A 22,756-nucleotide genomic window follows, 5' to 3' on the forward strand; every position below is an offset into this window, starting at 1 on the left:
GAAGAAAAGTAATCGATTACAATTTATTTATCCTGAGCGCTGACGCAATTGTGGGAGATCAATCACGATAAATTTACCAGGGAGAAAATGCCCCGCCGGATCCGGCGAGGCAGCGATCATTACGCGCGTTTTGCAGAACGGCGTGACAGGCGGAAAGCAGCAAACAGAAAGAGGATCCACACCGGCAGCAGAATAGCAGACAGGCGCATGCCGTCCATGGTGCACATCAGGATGAGGATCATCAGCATAAAGGCGATGCACAGATAATTGCCGAAGGGATAGAGCAGCGCCTTAAACTGGGGATCGCGCCCTTTACGGCGCATCGCGGCGCGGAATTTCAGGTGCGCCAGCGAAATCATGATCCAGTTCAGCAGCAGCGTCGCCACCACCAGCGCCATCAACAGTCCAAACGCCTCTTTTGGCAGGATGTAGTTAACCAGCACCACCAGAGACGTGATCGCCCCGGAGAGGAACAGTGAGTTCACCGGCACGCCGCGACGGCTGACGCGGGTCAGGAACGCCGGCGCATTTCCCTGTACCGACAAACCAAACAGCATGCGGCTGTTAGAATACACACCGCTGTTATAGACCGACAGTGAGGCCACCAGGATGACAAAATTCAGCGCCGATGCCACGAGGTTGCTGTTCAGGTTATGGAAGATCATCACAAACGGGCTGCTATCCGCTTTGATATCAACCCACGGATAAAGCGCCAGCAGAACCACCAGGGAACCGATATAAAAGAGCAGAATGCGATAGACCACCTGGTTGACCGCTTTCGGGATAGTGGTGTGCGGCTCGCTGGCTTCTGCCGCCGTGATCCCAATCAGTTCCAGGCCGCCAAAAGAGAACATAATTACCGCAAGGGAGAGGATCAGGCCGTTCCAGCCGGTAGCGAAGAAGCCGCCGTGAGACCAGAGATTGTCAAAGCTGGCTTTTTCTCCGCCGTGGCCGCCGAACAGCATCCACAGGCCAAAGCCGATCATGCCAATGATCGCCAGCACTTTGATAAGAGCAAACCAGAACTCGGTTTCGCCATACAGACGCACGTTAACCAGGTTGACCGCATTAATAATGATGAAAAAGGCGGCAGCCCAGATCCAGGTGGGGACATCGGGAAACCAGTACTGCATATAGATGCCGGCGGCGGTCAGTTCCGCCATGCCCACCAGCACAAACATCGCCCAGTAGTTCCAGCCGGATAAGAAGCCTGCAAAAGGTCCCCAGTATTTAAAGGCAAAATGGGCAAATGAACCTGATACCGGCTCCTCAACCACCATCTCACCAAGCTGGCGCATAATTAAGAAAGCAATGATGCCCGCGACGCCATAGCCCAGCAGCACGGCGGGCCCCGCCATCTGAATTGCCGGACCGATACCCAGAAACAGCCCGGTACCGATAGCGCCCCCCAGGGCGATTAATTGAATATGGCGGTTTTTTAGTCCTCGTTGCAGCGTCGGCCCCGATTCCGACGCGGTATCTGCTGAATGCTCAGATACCCTTGACGCGTTTTTCACGTCTTTCCCCTTTTCGTGTTTTCGTAAAGCCGCACCTTTTAACATTTACGGCACGGCGTAGCAAGAAAGTCAGGGCCGCCAAAAAGGCGTCGTGAGCAGGCACGCAATATCGCCTGCCATGGAGACGCACGGGATAATAATCCGTTCTGCATAGATGACTTGAGAAGCCCCCCGGCAAAAACCCGTGTATTTGCGGCAGAAGAAAACCGAGAAAAACGCATCACGCGTTATGCTTGAATATCGGGACATCAGAGAGCAAAGTGGGTCGGCAAGCGCCGTGTCATGCCGCTGTCAGGTTACTGTCGGGTGCATGTCGTGTCGCTATTTTCGCTTTTGGGCGACGCTGTCATCCTGCTAACCACGGAGACATTCTGATGAGTACCAATCGAGTGAAAGAGTTTCGCCTTGCCCGTGCCTGGTCACAGGAACAACTGGCGGAAATGGCTGCATTAAGCGTGCGCACCATACAGCGCATTGAAAACCAGGAGCAACCAAGCCTGGAAACGCTCAGCGCCCTGGCTGCCGTTTTTGAAGTGAGCGTTAGCGAACTGTCCGGCAGCACACAAAGCGAAGGCGATGAAGCGCTGGATCAGCGCATTACGGAAGCCAGAAAGCAACTGGAAGAAGAGAGCCGCCTGTACCGCTCAATATTAACCGCGGTGGTGGTCTGCGTTTTACTCTATATCCTCAATCGCACAACGTCGCCAGAAAGCGTCTGGTCGCTCTGGGTGGCTGCCATCTGGGGCGCATTACTGGTGGTGCGTGGGCTGCGTGTTTTTGTCTTTGCCAATCTGATTAGCGGATGGCAGAAAAAACGACTGCAAAAGCTGCTGCGCAAGTAATGAGATAAGCGCGCTACTGCCAGTGCGTAGCGCCTTGCCCGGACCTTACAGGCGCTTGATAAAACAGACCGCCTCAGCCCTGCCAATATAGACACCGTAATTGTCGGTAACGGTGTAGCCATGCTTTTCATAAAACGCCACGGCCTTGTGGTTGACGCGCCGCGTTTCAAGGGTGATTTCGCGATAGCCAAGTGTCCTTGCCGCCTCTTCCAGAAAGCGCAGTATTGCGCTGCCCACCCCCGCTTCGCTCCCCGTGGAATACATCCTTTTCAGCTCCGCCGTTTCCTCTGTTAACGGGCGAATAGCGCCACAGCCTATCGCAACACCCTGCGCGTTTCGGGCCAGCGCCCATACTGAACGCGCGGATTGCAGGTCATCAATGTTAAAAGATCGCTTGCCGCTGCTGCCAGTGATGCGCGCAAGCACGGCAGAGAGTTTTTCAATAAGCACCTGCGAGTCTGCCGATAGCGGATCGGCTCTTTCTACCTGGATCATTCTTCCCTCTTACGGCTGATACAGAGCGCGCAATCGGCCCTTTGCCCTGTAGGGAAGAGGAGAAAACGCTAACGCTGCATTCCCCAGCGCTTAATCGTCACTTTCTCCAGAGTGGCAAACACCACCCCTTCCACCAGCAGGCCAATCGCAATCACCGTCACCAGCCCGGCGAATACCCTGTCAGTAAACAATTCATTGCGGTTCTGGAAGATATACCACCCCAGCCCGCCCTGGCCGCTCGAGGCGCCAAACACCAGCTCAGCGGCGATCAGTGTACGCCAGGCAAACGCCCAGCCGATCTTTAACCCGGCGAGGATCGACGGTAGCGATGCCGGGATCAAAATGGTTAAAACATAGCGTGGACCACTCAGCCCATAATTACGCCCGGCCATGCGCAGCGTTTCCGGCACGCCACTGAACCCTGACCAGGTATTAAGCGCAATCGGCCACATCACCGAATGTACCAGCACAAACACCAGGCTGACATTCCCCAGCCCGAACCACAACAGCGCCAGCGGCAACAGCGCAATGGCGGGTAATGGGTTAAGCATCGCCGTTAGCGTGCTCAGCAGGTCACGGCCAAACTGCGTGGTGACTGCCAGCGCGCTCGCCAACAGTGCCAGTACGCTGCCAATCAAATAGCCCTTTAGTAATGTGCTAAACGAGTTGACGATCTTTTCCGGCAACTCGCCGTTACGCATATCCTCTGCCAGAGCATGCATTGTCTGCACCACACCTGGCAACATCAAATCGTTTTGCGCCACCCGCGCGGCCAGCTCCCATAACGCCAGTACCAAAAGCAGAATCAACGATTTGCGCAGCCATGTCTGATTCCATAAGCGCTGGCCCAGCGGTAGCGGCGTCTCAACCGGGAGATCGCGCAGCGGCGCCAGCTCACGCTCAAACTCAGGACGAATGTAAGGTGGCTGCGACATAGGCACGCTCCTGTTTCTGTTCGGGCCGCGGGTCGTTCGCCGTGGTCGGGAATAACAAATCGTGAATATGACGGGCGGCATGTTGAAACGCTTCGCTACCGTAGTCATTCAGGGAATATTGATGGCAATTGAGTTCAGCACGTACCCGGCCAGGGTGCGGCGACAGCACCAGAATTCGGCTTCCCACCACCAGCGCTTCCTCAATAGAGTGCGTCACAAACAGCAGCGTAAAGCGTTCTTCCTCCCACAGGGCGAGCAACTCCTCTTGCATCGTGCGACGCGTCAGGGCATCCAGTGCGGCAAAGGGTTCATCCATCAGCAGAATACGCGGTTTCATCGCCAGCGCCCGGGCAATCGCCACCCGCTGCTTCATGCCCCCCGAGAGCATATGCGGCATCACATCGGCAAAGTCCGCCAGCCCCACCTTGCTCAGGAAATGCAGCGCCGTGTCACGGGCTTCCGGGCGAGTAGCCTTGCGACTTGCCAGCAACGGGAACATCACGTTCTCCAGCACCGTCTTCCAGGGCGGCAACTGGTCAAACTCCTGGAAAACCATCATCCGCTCCGGACCAGGGGCGCGAATACGTTGTCCTTCGAGCAACATTTCCCCGCCGCGCGGCGCAAGAAAACCCCCTGCCGCTTTTAGCAGGCTGGATTTTCCGCACCCGGATGGTCCGAGCAAAATAAAGCGATCGCCTGGCCAGACATCAAAGCTGACATCATGGGTAGCCCGCACCTGGCGTTCACGGGTGCGGTATTCAATATCCACATTTCTGACCTGCAGCAGTGGTCCGTCGGACGTTGTCTGTGCCATCGTTGCCTCCGCCATGCGGCTTAACTGCCTGGGTTTTCCCACGCTTCGTTGAAGAAATAGTCTTTCCAGGAGTCGGCTTTGTTTTTCAACACGCCCAGCTCATGAAGTTTTTCGGCGTATACACCCGTACGTTCAGGCGAGACGGTAAAGCTGATTTCCGGGTCATTAACAATTTTTTGTACCAGCGCCAGCGGCAGGCGAGATTTCTCTACCCGAATATAGGTTTCTGCGGCTGCATTTTTATCGGCATTAATAATTTTTGCCGCTTCGACGAGCGCACGATAAAACGCTTTATAGGTTTTTGGATTCTCATCATGGAATTTTTGCGTGGTGTACAACACGTTAAATGTCGCCTGTCCGCCAAGCACATCATAAGAGCTGAGAATTTTATGTACGTTGCTGTGTTCCAGCGCCTGATACTGGAATGGCGGGCTGGAGAAATGAGTTGTAATTTCCGAGCCACCGGCAATTAATGCGGCACTAGCATCCGGGTGTGGCAAGCTGACGCTTATATTATCGAAACGTTTGAAATCGGCGTTACCATATAATTTGGCGGTTTCAATTTGCAAGGTTCGCGACTGGAATCCCACTCCTGCTGCGGGTACTGCGATACGGTCTTTATCGCTAAGATCTTTTATGGTTTTCACCGCCGGATTATTGCTGAGCAGGTAGTTAGGCATCGATCCTAATGAGGCAATCGCCTTCACATTTTGTTTGTCTTTGGTGCGATCCCACAGGGTCAGAAGCGGTGGAACCCCGGCAGATGCCACATCCAGCGCGCCGGAAAGTAGCGCTTCATTCATGCCTGTCGCCCCGGAAATGGTGCGCCAGTCAACCTCAATATCGAGCCCCTCTTTTTTCCCCTCTTTTTCGATAAGCTGTTGGTCACGCACCACATCAAGAATCAAATAACCAATACCAAACTGCTGTGCAATGCTGATTTTTCCTTCTGCCAGCGCCGATGCGCTAATACCGCTCAGCGCGACGGTCAATATTGCGCTGGCGATCATTTTCATTTTATTCATGTCCTTTCCCCGGAGGTTTCATAAGTCATATCCGGAAAATGATTGGCTGGCGGGGCATTAAAAAGGAAATGATTTTATTCGCAATGCTTAGCTAAAAATTCACAATAGAGATGTGCGGTGTTTTATGGAGATGAATAGTTAAAAAGTGGCAAAGCTAAGTTATTTTTGATGGTTATGTAAAAAAAGCATCCTCGCTATAGTCAAAATACACTCAATAACCCTGCTTGCGGTAAGATTAATTATGCCCGTATTAACCCACCAGCAATTGCGCACACTGCTGGAACAGCATCTCGTGCGTGTAAATACCCCACAAGACATTGCCCGCCAGGTCGCTGACAACCTCGTCGACGCCTCGCTAAAAGGTCACGATTCACACGGCGTTACCCTTCTTCCACGCTATATCAGCGCCATTCTGGCGGGCGATTTACAACCGTCGGCGCAGTTGCGGCTGATTCGCGATGCTGGCCCCCTGCTCTCTTTTCATGGCGGATACGGTTTTGGCCAGGTTCTCGGCAGGCAGGCGATGGCGGCGGGTATTGAACGCGCGCAGCAATATGGCGTCGCGCTGGTAAGCCTTGCGGATTCACACCATCTGGGGCGTATCGGCGCCTGGGCCGAACAGGTCGCCGCGGAGGGGCTGGTGTCGATCCATTTTGCTAATGTCGCCGCGCCGTCTGCGGTATTACCGTTTGAGGGACGCAGCCCGCGCCTTGGCACCAATCCCTTCTGCGTGGGCGTGCCGGTCAGCGGGCGAGCGCCGGTGATTTTGGACTTCGCCACCAGCGCCATCGCCGGGAATAAAGCGCGCATTGCCTGGAATGAGGGGCGCGCCATTCCGCCAGGCTGTGCGGTGGATGCAGACGGTAATCCCACCACCGATCCGCGCTGGCTAATGGAGGAGCCATATGGCGCGCTGCTGGCCTTCGGCGGGCATAAGGGCGCAGGGCTGTCGCTGATTTGCAGTCTGTTGGGGGCCGCGCTAACCGGCGGCGAGACCGAGAGCCACCAGATCCCGCCGCGCAAGGGCATCATCAATAATATGCTTTCTATTATTTTCGATCCTGCCCGGCTGGGCGCGGGCGAGAATTATGTTAAGGAGGTGATGGCTCAACTGGACTGGATGAAGCACGACCAGCAGGGGCACGATGTTCTGCTTCCCGGCGAACCGGAAGCCCGCGCCAGGCAACAGCGGCTGGAGAACGGAATCTACGTTGACGAGGTGAGCTGGAAACAGTTTGAGGCGCTGGGGCTGTAGGTTTTCCCGCAAAGTGACCTTTTCCCCTCACTCCAGGGGCGAGGAAACCGCTTTTCACCCTCTCCCTAACCCTCTCCCCAAAGAGGAGAGGGGACCGATCGTGCTCGCATTTTGTGGGGATTCCTCACCCCTTGAGGGAGAGGGAACAGCCGCAGACCCCTCCCCGCCACTTTTTTTTGAAAGTTGCACAAAATTTGGGGTTGATAACAAAGATGATAAAGATTATCTTTCTCATCACCGAGTAGTTGAGTAAATCGCTCAGGTATTCGGTACGACATTGCTCACATTGCTTCCAGTATTATTTGCCCGCGCGTCACGTGCGGGCTTTTTTTTGCCTCTGGCAAAGTGGCTGTGATTTGCCTTTAGGAACAATAATCTACCGTAATAATCATCTGTAATCCGCTGCAATGAAACCGTCACAATCAGGCTTTATCCTCAGATTATTCTTATCAAGGAAAACAGCAGGATCATGGATATACCTCTTTCATCGCGGCAGCTTACTGCGGGCGTGTTACGTATTGCCGTTCCGCACGTAACCCCCGAAGCAAATAATGTGCAGGTCATGTCGATGTTCTCCGAACATAAGTCACTGATTGGCTTACCCGTTCTTGAACAGAATCGCCCTATTGGCATGATTAACCGCCACATTTTTCTTTCGCAGATGAGCCGTCCGTTTTTCCATGAACTGTATGACCAGAAAAGCTGCATCGCGTTTATGGATAAAACGCCGCTCATTGTCGAGGCTGACGCAGGCCTGGATTACCTGGCCGAGCGCGTCATCGAAACGGGCGATAAAGCGATTACCGAGGGGTTTATCCTGACCGAAGATAACCAATACATCGGTATTGGCCTCGGTCTTGATCTGATTCGCACGGTATCGGATTTGCAGGCGAAACAGCATAGGCAAATCATGCAAAGCATTGAATATGCGCGCATCATTCAGGAGTCCATGCTCAGCCGCTCGCGGCAAAACATTGAGCAAACGCTGAATGACTGGTGTCTGTACTGGCACCCGCGTGATTGTGTAGGCGGCGATATCTACGCCTTTCAGCGCTGCGAAAACGGCTGGCTTCTGGTGCTGGCCGACTGTACCGGGCACGGCGTTCCCGGTGCGTTTATGACCTTTATTTTTTCGTCTGCGCTCGAAAAAGCGCTGACTCAGGCGCAGGCCCACGAGCCAGATCGCCTGCTCGCGTCAATCAACCATTATATAAAACAGACGTTGAGCCAGAGTCATCCCACCGCAGATATGGGCCAGTCCAACGACGGTTGTGACGCCATCGCCGTGTTTGTCGATACGCAAAATGAGCAGCTCATTTGGTCTAACGCGCGTATGCATGCCTTTATGCTCGGCGCGGACGACGAAGAGGTCGTTAATCTTGACGGCGATCGCAAAGGTATCGGCTATTCAGATACGGCCACAGATTATCAGTGGCGTCGTCATCAGCGTCCGTTACGTCGCGGCGATCAGTTGTTGATCGTAACCGATGGCGTAACCGATCAAATTGGCGGTCCGCGGGAAATAATGTTTGGTAAAAAGCGTATTCAGTCATTGTTATTGCAGCAACGTGCGCTGCCGATGTCATCCATTTCCGAGGCGCTACTCCTGGCGCTGACGAGCTGGCAGGGCAAGCAATCCGCGCGTGATGACATGACCTGGTTTGGTTTCCGTTGGTGATAAATTAAATGAAAATAAGCGACCTGCAGGTCAAAGAAGCGGTTTTGCTCCCCCTTTTCACTCTTCAGCGGCAAAGCGCTGTCGAGCTTTTTTATACGGGCTATTTTTCCCAACAGCACATTGTGTCGATGGGTGACGTGATGCGCACGTGGCTGGATAAACATGAAGCCTCCTCTGCGACGCGTCGCAAATTATTCTCCGTCTTTATTGAGATGGGGCAAAACATCGTTCGCTATTCATCGGATGAACGCTTTCTGTGCACGGGCCAGGATGAATTGCGTTATGGTTCACTGTGTTTTCACACCGACCAGGCAAATTATTACCTCGAAACCGCAAATCTGGTTGGCCCGGAAGAATCCTCTTTGCTAAAAACAAACCTCGAAGTCCTGCGCACAATGACACAGGCGGAAATCCGCAATGCCTGGAAACAGGGATTACGCAGTGAAGCGCCTGCCACAAGCAAGGGCGCGAACATTGGTTTGTTGACCATGGCGCGGGATACCAGTGAGCCACTGGAGTATCGCATTCATCCACTGGCGGCCAGTCCGTTGTCCGCCTTTCACCTAAAGGCAACGTTTTGCCATGACTGATATGACATTAACCTCTTCCATTGAGCAGCCCGCAACCCAGGCCACACCGGAAGTGAATTTTGATTTTTCAGCACATCGTCTGGTGCTTAAAGGTGAAGCTTATCCTGAAAATGCCGCGGCGTTCTTTCGCCCGCTGTTGCAGGCCATTGAGAACTGGCTGCAAGACAAACCGGCCACCGATGAACCGGTTCGTCTGCATGTCGCACTGAGCTATTTCAATAGCTCCAGCACCAAGCTGTTATTTGAACTGTTCGAGTGTCTGAACGGCTTTGCGAAAGGCGGTATCGCCTGCGAGCTGCACTGGTACTATGACGAGGAAGACGATATTTCCGAAGAGTTCGGTCAGGAGTTACGTATCGACTTCCCTTCCCTGGCGGTCTTTCTTATCCCGGATCTTGACGCATGCTAGATATTAATGAGCTTTTCAAGGAGGAATATTCCGTACTCGAAGAGGCTCGCCTGGCGGCGGCAGACGCCACGCTGCCCGCAGACGCCTGTCGTGAAAAACTGTGGAGCGTGGCGAAGCATTATCAACGCCTGATCCGCGAATCCTACCGCGTGATCAGCCGCAGCGACCGTGCGGAACGTGAACTGAACCGTATGAATGAGCAACTGCAAAAACTGGCGGCGCAGCTTGAGTATGAGGCCACACACGACCCGCTCACCGCCGTCTTTAACCGCAGCGCCATCATCAACCACATCAATAAATCCCTGACGCAGGCAAACGTCGCCCTGATCCTGCTGGACATTGATCACTTCAAACGCATCAATGATGAATATGGTCACCCCACGGGTGACAGGGTAATTTGCGCGCTGGTATCGCGCATTCGCCGCGCGCTGCCGGAAAGTGCGTCCATTGGCCGCGTCGGCGGTGAAGAGTTTACGATTTTACTGCCGGAAGCCCGGATTGAAGATGCGATGATCATTGCCAGTTACATTCACTCTTCCCTGAATGCATCGCCGCTGGATGTCTTACCGCAACAACTGGTGACCGCCAGTTTTGGTGTCAGCCTTGGCATGAAAAACAGTGATTTTGAAAACCTGTACAGCGCCGCCGACGCCGCGCTTTATACAGCGAAAAAGCGCGGGCGTAACCAGGTTGCGCTACATGAGGATTTTTTTCGCCAGGCCCCCCCGGTCCAGGCGAACATCGCACTCGTCCGTTAGGGTAGCAGGGCATCCTGATATGCCGGTCGTCAGTCGCGTTATTCGATGACGACCAGCGGCTCGTCAAACTCAACCGGCTGACCACTTTCCGCCAGAATCGCCTTCACTACCCCTGCTTTGTCCGCTTCGATTTGGTTCATCATTTTCATCGCTTCAACAATGCACAGGGTATCGCCCACATTCACTTTCTGGCCGACTTCACAGAACGCTTTGGCATCCGGGCTCGGCGTTCGATAAAAGGTCCCGACCATCGGGGAACGCACGATGTGACCACTGATTTGTGCGGCAGCAGACTCTGCCGCCACTGTGGTTACGACTGGCGCAACTGCGTTTGACTGTGCTGGTTGCGGCATGACGGGGAGGGTATACGTATGCTGTGTCGCAGGGGTAGCGACCGCGCGACTGATACGCACCGACCCTTCGCCTTCGGAAATTTCCAGTTCGGAGATGCCTGACGCTTCGACCAGTTTGATCAGTTGCTTGATTTTCTCAATATCCATAGGGGTTCTCAGTGGTTCAGTGCCGGATGTCGCGCAAGTGTAACGACGTGAATATGCAGTGTATAGAAGAGGTTATTGCAAAGCGCAACGACAAACAGGATCTCCGGCGATCGAAGGGGAATAACGAAATGCGCAGGGTGAAGAAAAACAGCGGCGCTAAAAACGATTAAGCCCTGGCAGATGCCAGGGCCTGGTGTTTTAAGTCGAGCAAATACTTCAAGTTTATTTACCCTCCCGGCGCTTATCTCCGGCACTCACTATCTATTGTGGCGTTAGCTCTGTCTGGGGGTGAAGCCATAGTAGTCTATCGGAAAATTCCTGGCAATAAGCAGATCATACCAGCTTTTCAGAATTATGACGGCGATCATAATTTCCTAAAGGTTCCAAAAAAACTCACTAAATGGCCAAAAAAAAGCCAGCTCTCACGAGCTGGCCGCAACATGTCCAAAACCTTTTATCCAACAATGTCTTTCAATAGAGAAGACCATCATTACATACACAGAGAGCTTTGCATTCCTAATGCGCTTTAAGCGTAGACCGCAAAGTTAGCCCTGCTATAAAACAAGAAAATTCCTGGCAACACGACTAAAGCCATTGCTCTAAAAGCAATCCCTGCGCGCCAAAAACCGGGTCGCTATGGGGGAAGGTCGCACTGGCAATCGCGGCTAACCTTTGCGCATCGGCTGCATCACGGCAGAGATCGAAATCCTGCCCTGGTGGATACGCGCCGACGACGGAAAAATCCGCGCTACTGCCGAGATTACAGTGCCCTGTCCCGGCAGGTAATACCACCACATCACCCGCTCGCACGGTCAATTCTTTACCGCCCGGACCGCCCAACATCAGCCTGGCTTCACCGCCAACAATCCCCAGTACCTCATGCGCCGTGCTGTGGTAGTGGTGGTAATCAAACACCCCATCCACCCATTGTGGCGGCCAGCCATTTTTCGCAAACAACTGCTGCGCGTCCTGGGCTGTTGCCCGCCCCGGAATCACCTGGCGATACAGCAACACGGGCAACACTGGATTATTAGGTACCCACTCTTTTGGCGAAAGCAAGAAAGCCCCGGTCACGGGAGCCGAAGCTGCCGCGGACTGCCCCTTTTCAGCCGCCTCAAGCAACCAGGGGGTCGTCAGCGCAGCGCCAGAAAGCATCTTCATAAAACAGCGACGATTCATATCAGCCATAGCCCCTCCTGCATGTTGATCCATCTCCTTAGCGTAGATGAAATCCCACCATCCCTTCGCCCTCTTGCGATATCTGTCGCTATGGATCCCGGCGGCGATCATTTTTCTGCCAATGAAATTCCTGTAATTTCATCATGATTACAAATGGGTTATCGATCGCCAGGGATCCGGCCATTAAAGGTAGGTCGTTGTGCAAGAAAATAAGAAGATGTCCGCGTCGCCTGACGCGAAACCCACATTGGGGCAGCTCTGGCTGGCCTGTTTTATGTTAGGGGTGACCGGATTTGGCGGGGTGTTGCCGCTTATGCACCGGGCGCTGGTGGAAAAAAAGCGCTGGCTATCAGAACAACGTTTTGCCGAACTGCTGGGGCTGTGTCAGTTTCTGCCTGGCGGAAATGCCGTGAATTTGTGCGTCGCCACCGGGGTGGAATTCCATGGCATAAAAGGGGGATTTATCGCGCTGGTGGGGTTACTGACCGCACCGCTGCTGGTCATAGTCTGTCTTGGCAATACCTGGCTACTCTGGCATGACAACCCGCTGGTCGCCTCGGTCTTCGCCGGTATATCCGCCGCTGCCGCGGGGCTTATCATTGCTACTGGCCTGAAAATCCTGCGCTCGATGCCGCGTGCGCTGACATCGTGGCTTATTCTTGGCGGGATCATTGTTGCGATTGCCCTTTTCCGCCTGCCGCTGCTGCCGGTCTTACTGGTCGCCGTGCCGCTGAGTATTATGCTGAGCTACCGGAAACACACATCATGACAACGCTGTTTTCCCTCGCCTTCATTTTTTTACAGCTCTCGTTTTTAGCCCTGGGCGGCGGTAATGCCATTATCCCTGAGTTGCAACGCCAGGTGGTCGACGTGCATCACTGGATGACCTCACGGGAGTTCAGCGAACTGTTCGCTCTCGCCCAGGCCGCGCCTGGCCCCAATATGATGATTACCTCACTGGTCGGCTGGCGCGTTGCGGGCATCGCCGGGCTGATGGTGTCGACCGTTTGCCAGTTCGTCCCCTCGTCACTGATCGTGGTGGCGTGCGTGACCTTATGGAATAAGAACACCGACGAGAAAATGAAACGCGTATTAAACCATGCGTTAATCCCGCTGACGGTCGGGCTGGTTATCTCCGGCGGGGCGCTGGTCGCCGGAGCGGTGATCCATAATTATCTGCAACTCGCCACGATTGCGGTCTGTATTGTCCTGTTTTTGAAAACCCGCCTTTCGCCGCTGATTTTACTGGCCGCAGGCGGAATAGTCGGACTGATAGCCGCCTTATACGGGCTCTGACCTCATCTGCCACACCGCCACATCCAGACTGTCACTCCCCCTTTGCGAAGGGGGAGTGTAACCTGCACACTACCGCTTCTTTTTTCACCGAATTCGCCCCGACTTCCCCACACCGCCTTGCCCCACGACCACGCACCATTGTCGACATTTGCACCAATTTAGCCATCAAAAAACCTTATCTTGCAGCCAAAAACCGCGAAAAACCGCCTTTTAACGCCTGGCACAAAAATGGCATAGAGAAACAAACTTAACCAGTTAGTCAAAAAACAGGGGAGGCCTGGAATGAGCCAGTTGATCTATGCAGAGGAATCTGCGGTCGTACCGTTAAAACCGGCAACCGCCACCGCACGGCCTGCCATCAGGGTAAACCAGGCCAACGTGATTTATCCGGCAGCCGACCAGCCGGTACATGCGCTCAAAGACATTAACCTGACCATTCGCCAGGGGGAGTTTGTCTCGTTTATCGGCCCTTCCGGCTGTGGCAAAACCACGTTATTGCGTGCCATTGCAGACCTCGAACCCATCACCTCCGGCGAAGTACTGGTAAACGATATGTCGCCTTCGGAGGCTCGCCAGGCGGGAGCCTACGGCTATGTCTTCCAGGCCCCGGTCCTGTTGCCATGGCGCACCGTGCTGGCCAACGTCAAACTGCCGCTGCAAATCCAGGGCGTGCCGCCGGAGCGCTGCGACGAAATCGCCCGCGAGCAGTTGGCACGCGTCGGGCTAAAAGGCTTTGAGAAAAAATATCCGTGGCAGCTTTCCGGCGGCATGCAACAGCGCGTCTCCATTGCCCGTGCGCTGGGTTTTGAACCCAAAATTCTGATGATGGACGAACCTTTTGGCGCGCTGGATGAACTGACGCGCGACAACCTCAACCAGCAATTACAACAACTGTGGTTTAACGAACAGCGCACGATGGTCTTCGTGACCCACTCCATTTCCGAGGCCGTCTACCTGTCGACCAAAATTGTGGTGATGTCGCCGCGTCCGGGCAGAATTGTGAAGGTAATTGACTCTCCGCTTCCGGCCGGGCGCTCCCTTGCCATTCGCGATACCCCGGCGTTTTTACAACTCGCCGCCGACGTGCGCGAAGCACTGGTGGAGGGACATCATGACCATTAGTCAGCGTCTGCATCTGCACGTTCTGCCCGTCGGCAGCGTATTGCTGGTGGCGTTGATTCTCTGGTACGTGCTGGCTTTCGCCCTGAATGCCTCCGGGGTGATTGACCGTGTACTGACCCCGCGCGGCCCCTGGACAAGCACAGACCTGATTGACGCCTCCCTCAATGCCACCCGCCCGCTGCTGCCTGCGCCACATCAGTTGATTATTGATATCTGGAACAGCATCACCCAGTGGCCACTTACTTCTCCACGCAACCTATTACTGCATACCTGGGTGACCGCCAGCGCCGCGCTGACCGGTTTCGCCATGGGCGTGGTGTTAGGCGTACTTCTGGCGGTGTGCATTGTCCATTCACGGACGCTCGATAAAGCGCTGATGCCGTGGATTGTCGCCTCGCAAACCATTCCGGTACTGGCGATTGCCCCCATCGTGCTGATTATTCTCGGCAGTCTGGGGGTTACGGGTATGCTCCCCAAAGCAACCATCGCCATGTACCTGTGCTTTTTTCCGGTCACCATCGCCACCGTGCAGGGGCTGCGTTCGCCGCAAAAAATGGAGATGGAACTGGTGCATACCTATGCCGCCAGACGGGTCGATATCTTCTGGATGGTGCGTCTGCCCTCCTCGTTGCCCTATCTCTTTCCGGCCTTTCGCGTCGCCATTGCCAGTGGTCTGGTCGGCACGATGGTGGCGGAGCTGCCCACCGGCGCACAGGCCGGGCTGGGGGCAAGGCTGCTCACCGGCTCCTATTACGGCAACACCATTCAGATCTGGTCTGCTCTGGTGATGGCCTCCCTGCTGGGCCTGGCATTAACCGGGCTGGTAACCCTGACCGAACGGCTGGTGATGCGCCAGCGTAAGGGGGCATGATGAAAAAAAATACAACGCCAGGCACCCTGCTGTTAGTCAGCGCCTTCATTGTTGCCGTTCTGTCGCTGATTCAGTTAAGCGGAGACAGCGATGCCGCTTATGGGCTTCGTTTCCATGCGCTGCTGCTTGTTGTCTGTTCGCTGCTGGCCTGTTCGCAGACGGCTTTACGTAGCGTGCTGTTCGCCGTTGCGCTCGCAGGCAGCGCACTTTGGCTTGCGCTGTTGCCGTTTAATGGCCTGAGCACCCTCGCCCTGGCGCTGCTTGCCGCCGTCAGCGTACAGAGACTGGCGAGCGCCCCGGTCCCGCCTGCCGCCGTCGCCGCGCTGCTCGGCATCTGGCTGCTGTGGTTCTGGCAGATTCTGGTCACTGGCTTTGCCGTTCCGCAGGTCATCCTGCCTGCGCCACTGGATATTCTCACCGCGTTAGTCGACGGCGTCTCACTGCTGGCGGGTGACCTGGTACAAACGGTCCTCAAATCGGTGCTGGTGGGATATCTACTGGGTTGTGGTTTAGGCATTGGCGTGGCGCTGCTTATCGACAGATTACCCTTCCTGCAACGCGGGCTGCTGCCGGTCGCCAGCCTGACCAGCACCGTACCACTGGTCGGCGTCGCCCCTATCGCGGTGATGTGGTTTGGTTTCGACTGGCCGTCAAAAGCTGCCGTGGTCATTCTGGTGACCTTTTTTCCGGCGCTGGTCAGCACGCTTGCCGGGCTGAAAGCAAGCGGCAAGCTTGAGCAAGAACTGATGTATTGCTACGCCGCAACGCCCCACCAGCAGTTGCGCATGCTGCGCCTGCCCGCCGCACTGCCTTTTATTTTTAGCGCCCTGAAAGTGAACGCCACCCTGGCGCTGATTACCGCCATCGTCGCCGAATATTTTGGCTCACCGACCGCCGGGCTTGGCTTTCGTATCTCCACAGAATCGGCGCGCATGCATATGCCCATCGTGTGGTCAGCGATTGTGGTGTCATCGCTGGCCGGTTCGCTGATTTACACCTTGCTGGTCCGGCTCGATCGCCGCGTAAATTTCTGGCATCCCTCGATTCGCGGGATGGCAACGGAAAAGTAAAACAACATAAAAACATGATGATGCACACTAACCCGAGGAGTTATCCCATGATGAAACGTTCCGCTTTTCGCCGGGGGTTGTTGCTGGCGGCAATGTCTGTGGCTTTTACCTTTTCAGCACACGCAGCAGAAAAAATCACGCTGCAGTTGAAATGGGTACCGCAGGCGCAATTTGCTGGCTACTACGTGGCACAGGAAAAAGGGTTCTATAAAGAGGAAGGACTGGATGTCACGATCAAACCCGGCGGTACGGATATCTCCCCGGTTCAGGTGATTGCTGGCAAATCCGCGGATGTCATCGTCAACTGGCTACCGGATGCGCTGGCCTCACGCGAGGCGGGCGTGCCGCTGGTGAACATTGCACAGATTTACGATCGTTCCGGGATGATGCTGACCTGTAAAAAATCGAGCGGCATTAAAACGCCTGCCGACTTCAAAGGTAAAACACTGGGCGTCTGGTATGGCGGCAATGAGTACCCCTTCTTCAACTGGATGAGCAAACTGAACCTGAAACCGGGCAAAGACATTACCATCCTCAAACAGGGCTTTAACGTCGATCCACTGTTGCAGGATCAGGCAGCCTGTATCTCCACCATGAACTACAACGAATACTGGCAGTTGATCGACGCAGGACTGAAAGAAGCGGATCTGATCACCTTCCCGTATGAGGATCAGGGCGTTTCCACTCTCGAAGATGGTCTGTATGTGCTGGATTCCAGCCTGAAAGATCCGGCGTTCGTCGCCAAAATGGCGAAGTTCCTCAAAGCCTCGTTCAAAGGCTGGGATTATGCGGTGAAACACCCGCAAGAGGCGGCGAAAATCGTGGTTGCTGAAGATGCGTCCGGCGCCGCCACCGAAGAGGTACAGACTCGCCAGATGGAGAACGTGGCGAAGCTCATCACTAACGCCAACACACCGAAAATCGGCTATCTCGACCCGGCGGCCTACCGTCGCACCATTGATGTTTTACTGCACAGCGGTGGCGATACCCCGGTAATCAAAAAAGATCCGGGTGACAGCGCGATGACCCATACCGTCTGGGATGCCGCGGCGAAACTGAAATAACCCCTCCCCCCGCCAGGGAGGGCGGATTTCACTGGAGCCTGTCATGAACGAAAGCCTGCTGAGCGGCATTGCGATCTCACTTGAGAAAGGGCGTATTCGCCAGGATAACGAGGCGATCATTATGCCCGCAGCCGAACGGGTCTTCGCCCGTTATGGATTTCGCGGCACCACTATGCAACAGATTGCCGATGCCGCCGACCTGCCCAAAGCCAATCTGCACTACTATTTTGGCAATAAACAAACCCTTTATTTGCGCGTGCTGGAGTGCATTCTGCACGACTGGCTGGCGCCGCTGGAGGGGATCTCTGCCAGCGCCGATCCCAAAACCGCGCTGGAAGAGTATGTCCGTAAAAAGATCGGCTTTAGTTTTGCCCGCCCGGAAGCCTCACGCCTGTTCGCCAATGAGATCCTGCAAGGCGCGCAGGTGGTTCACCCACTGCTAAAAACCCAACTTCGACAACTGGTAGCGGAAAAGGCCCGCATCCTGGATGGCTGGATTGCCCTCGGCAAGCTCTCTGCGATGGACACCACCCACTTCTTTTTTACCGTCTGGTCGATGACCCAAACCTATGCGGATTTTGATATCCAGATTGCCGCCGTGTTGGGAGAGGACTCACACAGCAAGACGGCACAGCAACGGGCGACAGAACATGTTTTGCGTTGCGTCTGGCGGATCTGCGGCCTTGAATGAACCTTGCCGCAAAATGCAGCAATCAGCGTCAAATAAGGTGCGAAATGCACCAAAAAACAGCAATAAAAGTCCGGTTATTTTATTCATGTTTCTCTGCTTCCCTGAATTTACGCGTCATGCAGCAAACTTGTCGCAAATGGCACGTAATTAGCATGGTTATTACGCGAAAACTTAACCATCTGGTCAGGATTTTAACGCGGGGAGAGATAACCCCACTGACAATTCAGGAGAAGCATGATGAGCAACGATTCAGGTAGCCACGTCCAGGGGATCCAGGCCGCACGGCTTGCTCCCGACGCGTATGCCCGCGAGTTTGCGGACTGCGCCCCCCCGTTAACTGCCACCCAGGCAGTCATTGAAGCAGAACGCTGTTACTACTGCTTTGACGCCCCCTGCTCGCGGGCCTGCCCGGCGGATATTGATGTGCCAAGCTTTATCCAGCGCATCGCCCAGAGCAACGATCGCGGTGCGGCAGAGGTCATTTTGCGCGCCAATGTGTTAGGCGGGATCTGTAGCCGCGTCTGCCCTACCGAAACCTTGTGTGAACAGGCCTGCGTACGTAACGCTCAGGATGGTCGCCCAATTAATATCGGCCTGCTTCAGCGCCACGCCACCGATCATTTTTTTGCTAACCCCGGTAAACCGTTGTTCGTTCGCGGGCCTGAAACTGGCAGGCGTATTGCCGTGGTCGGTGCCGGTCCCGCCGGGCTTACCGTCGCTCATCATCTGGCGATAGCGGGCCACAGCGTGGATCTCTTTGATGCCCGCAGCAAAGCAGGTGGTCTGAATGAATACGGCCTTGCCAGCTACAAAGTGACCGACGATTTCGCCGTACGCGAAGTGGCCTGGCTACTCTCCATCGGCGGTATTACGCTGCACACGGGTCAAACACTGGGCAAAGATTTCAGCCTTGCGCAGTTACGGGCAAGCCACGACGCGGTATTTCTCGGCCTTGGGTTGGCGGGTGTTAACCAACTGGAAACCGGGGACGCTGAACCTGAAGGCGTTTGTGAAGCGGTGGATTTCATTGCCAGGTTGCGCCAGTGCGCGGATCTCAGCGAGCTCCCCGTTGGTCGCAAAGTGGTGGTGATTGGTGGCGGTATGACCGCCGTCGATGCCGCCGTTCAGGCGAAAAAGCTTGGCGCTCAGGAGGTCACGCTGGTCTATCGCCGTGGCGAAGCACAGATGAAAGCTTCAGAAAAAGAGCGCCAGTGGGCACAGCTTAATGGTGTAACGATACGCCTGTGGGCCGCCCCTCTGCGCTTCGAGCAGCACAATCGCCAACTGACCGGCGTGACGTTCAGCGTGGTGCGGCAAGGTGAAGTCAGCGATGAGACCTTCACGCTGGAAGCCGACATGGTGCTTAAAGCCATCGGTCAGACCTTCGACAGCGCCCCTGTCGGACAAGCCATCCAACTTAAACACGGGCGTATCGCTACCGACGAGTGCGGCCGCACCTCGCTGGCAGACGTCTGGGCTGGAGGCGACTGCTGTGCAGATGGCCTTGACCTGACGGTCGATGCCGTACGCCAGGGCAAACTCGCCGCCCGCGCTATCGCGCTGGCCCTCACTATCTCCGACGCCGCTAACGCCACCTCATTTCAGGAGCACTCTCATGGCTAGTCTGCATACCGATTTTCTGGGCATTAAAAGTCCCAATCCGTTCTGGCTGGCGTCTGCGCCGCCCACCGACAAAGAGTACAACGTGGAACGCGCCTTTCAGGCGGGCTGGGGCGGCGTGGTGTGGAAAACGCTCGGGCTGGATCCGCATGTGGTGAATGTCAGCGGGCCACGCTACGGCACTCTACTCGGGACCGATCGACGCGTTCTGGGGCTGAATAATATCGAGCTCATCACTGACCGTACGCTGGCCATCAACCTTGAAGAGATTACCCGCGTCAAAAAACGCTGGCCCGACCGGGCGGTTGTGGTGTCGATCATGGTGCCCTGCGAAGAAGAAGCATGGAAAACCATTCTGCCGCAGGTAGAAGCCACGGGGGCAGACGGTATCGAGCTTAACTTCGGCTGCCCGCACGGCATGAGTGAGCGCGGGATGGGCGCGGCGGTCGGCCAGGTGCCGGAATATATCGAAATGGTCACCCGCTGGTGCAAGCAATATTGCAGCCTGCCGGTGATCGTCAAACTGACGCCGAATATCACCGACATTCGTTACCCGGCGAGAGCCGCGAAAGCGGGCGGCGCGGATGCCGTGTCGCTTATCAACACCATTAATTCGGTGATTGGCGTCGATCTCGACCAGATGTTGATGTCGCCGCATACCGGCAGCCAGGGTTCACACGGCGGCTATTGCGGCCCGGCGGTGAAGCCGATTGCGCTGAATATGGTCTCAGAAATTGGCCGCGACGCGCAAACCCGTGGTCTGCCGATTTCCGGCATTGGCGGCATCTCCACCTGGCGCGATGCGGCGGAGTTTATCGCGCTGGGGTGCGCAACGGTGCAGGTCTGTACCGCCGCGATGGTTCATGGCTTCCAGATTGTGCGCGACATGATAAGCGGCCTTGAGAACTACATGGACCAGAAAGGATTCCGGACCCTCGAAGACTTCCGTGGCATGGCGCTGCCAAGCGTCACCGACTGGCGCTATCTCAACCTCAACCACGTAGATAAAGCGGTGATCGACCAGGCGTCGTGCATTAAGTGTGGGCGCTGCCATCTGGTGTGTGAGGACACGTCGCACCAGGCGATTTCCGCCACCACCGGTGACGAACGGCGTTTCGAAGTGCGCGAAGAGGATTGTGTCGGCTGCAACCTGTGTGCCTCGATTTGCCCGGTGGAGAACTGCATTTCACTGCGCAGTCTGCAGCCCGGCGAAGTGGATAAGCGTACCGGCAAAGTGGTAACGGACCAGTACGCCAACTGGACGACGCACCCGAATAACCCGATGGCGCAATCAGCGTAGTTGACGGGGACTGGGGTGCGGCTTGCTCCCCCTCACCCCGACCCTCTCCCTCAAGGGAGAGGGGGAAAAGCAGGCCTGCTCGGTCCAGTCCCCTCGCCCCTTTGGGGAGAGGGGGAAAGCAGGCCTGCTCGGTCCAGTCCCCTCGCCCCTTTGGGGAGAGGGGGAAAAGCAAACCAGCTCGGTCCGGTCCCCTCTCCCTTCGGGGAGAGGGTCAGGGGAAAAGAACATAACTAACCAAAGCACTACAGGAGAAAACGAATGCGTAACCTGTTGATCAAAGGCGGAACCGTCGTCAACGCCGACCATCAGCGTCGTGCCGATGTGCTCTGTGTCGACGGAGTCATTGCGGCCGTCGGCGATGCATCCCAATGGGACATCCCCGCCGGAGCCGAAACCGTAGATGCGGGCGGGCTGTACGTCATGCCCGGCGGCATTGACCCGCACACCCATATGAATTTCCCGTTTATGGGCACCACTACGGTCGATGACTTCTACAGCGGCACCGCTGCCGCACTGGCGGGCGGCACAACCACTATCATCGATTTCGTCATCCCTAATCCACAGCAACCGCTGATGGACGCTTATCAGCAATGGCGCGGCTGGGCGGAAAAAGCGGCGTCCGATTACAGCTTCCACGTCGCCATAACCTGGTGGGATGAAAGCGTACGCCAGGACATGGGCACGCTGGTCCAACAGGAAGGCGTTAACAGCTTCAAACACTTTATGGCCTACAAAAACGCCATCATGTGCGATGACGAAACCCTGATGAACAGCTTCCGCCGCTGCCTGGAACTGGGGGCGATGCCGACAGTACACGCGGAAAACGGCGAGATGGTTTACCTGCTGCAACAAGAGATGCTCAAACAAGGCATCACCGGGCCGGAAGCCCACCCCCTCTCCCGCCCGCCGGAAGTGGAAGGCGAAGCCGCCAACCGCGCCATCACGGTAGCCAGCATTATGGGCGTGCCAATTTACGTGGTACATGTCTCCTGCCGCGAATCCGCTGATGCCATCGCCCGCGCGCGTGGTCGCGGGCAGCGCGTCTATGGCGAAGTTCTTGCCGGGCATTTAGTCATTGACGACAGCGTCTACCGCCATCCGGACTTTGGCTTTGCCGCCGCTCACGTCATGAGCCCGCCGTTTCGCGATAAATCCCATCAGTCAGCGCTGTGGCACGGCCTGCAATCCGGCCAACTCCACACCACCGCCACCGACCACTGCACTTTTTGCGCCAACCAGAAAGCGGCGGGCCGCGATAATTTCACAAAAATTCCCAACGGCTGCGGCGGCGTGGAAGAACGTATGGCGGTCATCTGGGATGCGGGAGTCAACAGCGGACGCCTGACACCGAGCGAGTTCGTGGCGATTACCTCTGCCAATACCGCGCGCCTTTTCAATATTTATCCGCGTAAAGGCTGTGTGGCACAGGGCGCCGATGCAGACCTGGTGCTCTGGGACCCGGCGGGCAGCAAAACGCTCTCCGCCAGCACTCATCATTCGCGCAATGATTTTAATATTTTCGAAGGCCGTACGGTAACCGGCGTACCGGCCTTCACCATCAGCCAGGGCCAGTTGGTATGGGCTGATGGCGACCTGCGCGCCCGCGAAGGCGCGGGGCGCTATATCAAACGTCCGGCGTTCGGCCCGGATTTCAGCGCAGCGGCTGCATGGGAGCGCCAGCGCGCCCCGCAGGCCGTCGCCCGCTAATCACCTGACATTGAGGAA

General features: G+C 55.8%; 23 protein-coding genes. 16 read left to right on the top strand and 7 right to left on the bottom strand.

Going from position 1 to position 22,756, the window contains the following annotated elements:
• Nucleotides 1-119: 119 nt before the first annotated feature.
• Nucleotides 120-1,517, bottom strand: coding sequence for a phenylalanine transporter (gene pheP / locus ACS0RQ_RS20275; RefSeq protein WP_041852233.1), 1,398 nt, complete (start codon nucleotides 1,515-1,517; stop codon nucleotides 120-122).
• Nucleotides 1,518-1,891: 374 nt separating this feature from the next.
• Here pheP and ACS0RQ_RS20280 point away from each other — a divergent pair, with 374 nt between their 5' ends.
• Complete coding sequence (locus ACS0RQ_RS20280) at nucleotides 1,892-2,359, top strand: helix-turn-helix domain-containing protein (RefSeq protein ID WP_271850190.1); 468 nt, start codon at nucleotides 1,892-1,894, stop codon at nucleotides 2,357-2,359.
• Nucleotides 2,360-2,404: 45 nt separating this feature from the next.
• Here ACS0RQ_RS20280 and ACS0RQ_RS20285 read toward each other — a convergent pair whose 3' ends face one another.
• The 4 genes from ACS0RQ_RS20285 to ACS0RQ_RS20300 form a co-directional block, all read right to left on the bottom strand.
• Nucleotides 2,405-2,854: a GNAT family N-acetyltransferase gene (locus ACS0RQ_RS20285; RefSeq protein WP_271850191.1), complete on the bottom strand. Its 450-nt coding sequence runs from the start codon at nucleotides 2,852-2,854 to the stop codon at nucleotides 2,405-2,407.
• Between the two features lie 68 nt (nucleotides 2,855-2,922).
• Nucleotides 2,923-3,789 carry an ABC transporter permease gene (locus tag ACS0RQ_RS20290; RefSeq protein WP_041852236.1) on the bottom strand — a complete coding sequence of 289 codons (867 nt, stop codon included), beginning with the start codon at nucleotides 3,787-3,789 and terminating at the stop codon, nucleotides 2,923-2,925.
• Nucleotides 3,761-4,603 (bottom strand): ABC transporter ATP-binding protein, encoded by an 843-nt coding sequence (locus ACS0RQ_RS20295; protein WP_041852276.1) that lies wholly within the window; start codon nucleotides 4,601-4,603, stop codon nucleotides 3,761-3,763. Before ACS0RQ_RS20295 ends, ACS0RQ_RS20290 begins: the two co-directional genes overlap by 29 nt.
• Before the next feature lie 20 nt (nucleotides 4,604-4,623).
• On the bottom strand, nucleotides 4,624-5,613 hold the full coding sequence (locus tag ACS0RQ_RS20300) for an ABC transporter substrate-binding protein (protein ID WP_143348963.1): 990 nt from the start codon (nucleotides 5,611-5,613) through the stop codon (nucleotides 4,624-4,626).
• A gap of 256 nt (nucleotides 5,614-5,869) precedes the next feature.
• Between ACS0RQ_RS20300 and ACS0RQ_RS20305 the strand changes: the two genes are divergently transcribed.
• The 5 genes from ACS0RQ_RS20305 to ACS0RQ_RS20325 all read left to right on the top strand — a co-directional run bounded on the left by ACS0RQ_RS20305 (nucleotide 5,870) and on the right by ACS0RQ_RS20325 (nucleotide 10,318).
• Nucleotides 5,870-6,883 (top strand): malate/lactate/ureidoglycolate dehydrogenase, encoded by a 1,014-nt coding sequence (locus ACS0RQ_RS20305; RefSeq protein WP_271850192.1) that lies wholly within the window; start codon nucleotides 5,870-5,872, stop codon nucleotides 6,881-6,883.
• 469 nt (nucleotides 6,884-7,352) lie between these two features.
• Nucleotides 7,353-8,561: a SpoIIE family protein phosphatase gene (locus ACS0RQ_RS20310; protein WP_041852239.1), complete on the top strand. Its 1,209-nt coding sequence runs from the start codon at nucleotides 7,353-7,355 to the stop codon at nucleotides 8,559-8,561.
• An 8-nt stretch (nucleotides 8,562-8,569) separates the two neighbouring features.
• Nucleotides 8,570-9,151 (top strand): SiaB family protein kinase, encoded by a 582-nt coding sequence (locus tag ACS0RQ_RS20315; RefSeq protein WP_041852240.1) that lies wholly within the window; start codon nucleotides 8,570-8,572, stop codon nucleotides 9,149-9,151.
• The gene (locus ACS0RQ_RS20320) at nucleotides 9,144-9,560 is read left to right on the top strand and encodes a DUF1987 domain-containing protein (RefSeq protein ID WP_071193932.1); all 417 of its coding nucleotides are present in this window, start codon (nucleotides 9,144-9,146) and stop codon (nucleotides 9,558-9,560) included. The genes ACS0RQ_RS20315 and ACS0RQ_RS20320 overlap by 8 nt, the downstream gene beginning before the upstream one ends.
• Nucleotides 9,554-10,318 carry a GGDEF domain-containing protein gene (locus tag ACS0RQ_RS20325; protein WP_041852242.1) on the top strand — a complete coding sequence of 255 codons (765 nt, stop codon included), beginning with the start codon at nucleotides 9,554-9,556 and terminating at the stop codon, nucleotides 10,316-10,318. The genes ACS0RQ_RS20320 and ACS0RQ_RS20325 overlap by 7 nt, the downstream gene beginning before the upstream one ends.
• Before the next feature lie 38 nt (nucleotides 10,319-10,356).
• Here ACS0RQ_RS20325 and accB read toward each other — a convergent pair whose 3' ends face one another.
• Together accB and ACS0RQ_RS20335 are read right to left on the bottom strand one after the other, a co-directional pair.
• Nucleotides 10,357-10,818, bottom strand: a complete 462-nt coding sequence (gene accB, locus ACS0RQ_RS20330; protein WP_041852243.1) for an acetyl-CoA carboxylase biotin carboxyl carrier protein — start codon at nucleotides 10,816-10,818, stop codon at nucleotides 10,357-10,359.
• Nucleotides 10,819-11,403: 585 nt separating this feature from the next.
• Nucleotides 11,404-12,006 carry a cupin domain-containing protein gene (locus ACS0RQ_RS20335; RefSeq protein WP_271850193.1) on the bottom strand — a complete coding sequence of 201 codons (603 nt, stop codon included), beginning with the start codon at nucleotides 12,004-12,006 and terminating at the stop codon, nucleotides 11,404-11,406.
• 208 nt (nucleotides 12,007-12,214) lie between these two features.
• Here ACS0RQ_RS20335 and ACS0RQ_RS20340 point away from each other — a divergent pair, with 208 nt between their 5' ends.
• From ACS0RQ_RS20340 to hydA, 10 genes are all read left to right on the top strand, one after another.
• Nucleotides 12,215-12,766, top strand: a complete 552-nt coding sequence (locus tag ACS0RQ_RS20340; protein ID WP_271850194.1) for a chromate transporter — start codon at nucleotides 12,215-12,217, stop codon at nucleotides 12,764-12,766.
• A complete protein-coding gene (locus ACS0RQ_RS20345) occupies nucleotides 12,763-13,293 on the top strand; it encodes a chromate transporter (RefSeq protein ID WP_169039746.1) in 531 nt (176 codons plus the stop codon). Before ACS0RQ_RS20340 ends, ACS0RQ_RS20345 begins: the two co-directional genes overlap by 4 nt.
• A gap of 282 nt (nucleotides 13,294-13,575) precedes the next feature.
• A complete protein-coding gene (locus ACS0RQ_RS20350) occupies nucleotides 13,576-14,415 on the top strand; it encodes an ABC transporter ATP-binding protein (RefSeq protein ID WP_071193935.1) in 840 nt (279 codons plus the stop codon).
• Entirely contained in the window at nucleotides 14,405-15,286 is an 882-nt protein-coding gene (locus ACS0RQ_RS20355; RefSeq protein WP_271850195.1) for an ABC transporter permease, read from the top strand. Before ACS0RQ_RS20350 ends, ACS0RQ_RS20355 begins: the two co-directional genes overlap by 11 nt.
• Nucleotides 15,283-16,356 carry an ABC transporter permease gene (locus ACS0RQ_RS20360; protein ID WP_271850196.1) on the top strand — a complete coding sequence of 358 codons (1,074 nt, stop codon included), beginning with the start codon at nucleotides 15,283-15,285 and terminating at the stop codon, nucleotides 16,354-16,356. The genes ACS0RQ_RS20355 and ACS0RQ_RS20360 overlap by 4 nt, the downstream gene beginning before the upstream one ends.
• Before the next feature lie 47 nt (nucleotides 16,357-16,403).
• Entirely contained in the window at nucleotides 16,404-17,420 is a 1,017-nt protein-coding gene (locus tag ACS0RQ_RS20365) for an ABC transporter substrate-binding protein (RefSeq protein ID WP_271850197.1), read from the top strand.
• A 43-nt stretch (nucleotides 17,421-17,463) separates the two neighbouring features.
• Nucleotides 17,464-18,111 (top strand): TetR family transcriptional regulator C-terminal domain-containing protein, encoded by a 648-nt coding sequence (locus ACS0RQ_RS20370; protein WP_052249339.1) that lies wholly within the window; start codon nucleotides 17,464-17,466, stop codon nucleotides 18,109-18,111.
• Nucleotides 18,112-18,345: 234 nt separating this feature from the next.
• A complete protein-coding gene (locus ACS0RQ_RS20375) occupies nucleotides 18,346-19,734 on the top strand; it encodes an NAD(P)-dependent oxidoreductase (RefSeq protein ID WP_271850198.1) in 1,389 nt (462 codons plus the stop codon).
• The gene (gene preA, locus ACS0RQ_RS20380) at nucleotides 19,727-21,031 is read left to right on the top strand and encodes an NAD-dependent dihydropyrimidine dehydrogenase subunit PreA (RefSeq protein ID WP_071193938.1); all 1,305 of its coding nucleotides are present in this window, start codon (nucleotides 19,727-19,729) and stop codon (nucleotides 21,029-21,031) included. The genes ACS0RQ_RS20375 and preA overlap by 8 nt, the downstream gene beginning before the upstream one ends.
• A gap of 258 nt (nucleotides 21,032-21,289) precedes the next feature.
• A complete protein-coding gene (gene hydA / locus ACS0RQ_RS20385) occupies nucleotides 21,290-22,738 on the top strand; it encodes a dihydropyrimidinase (protein ID WP_271850199.1) in 1,449 nt (482 codons plus the stop codon).
• Nucleotides 22,739-22,756 lie beyond the last annotated feature (18 nt).

It is taken from the genome of Phytobacter diazotrophicus, assembly GCF_052061655.1.
GTDB lineage: Bacteria > Pseudomonadota > Gammaproteobacteria > Enterobacterales > Enterobacteriaceae > Phytobacter > Phytobacter diazotrophicus.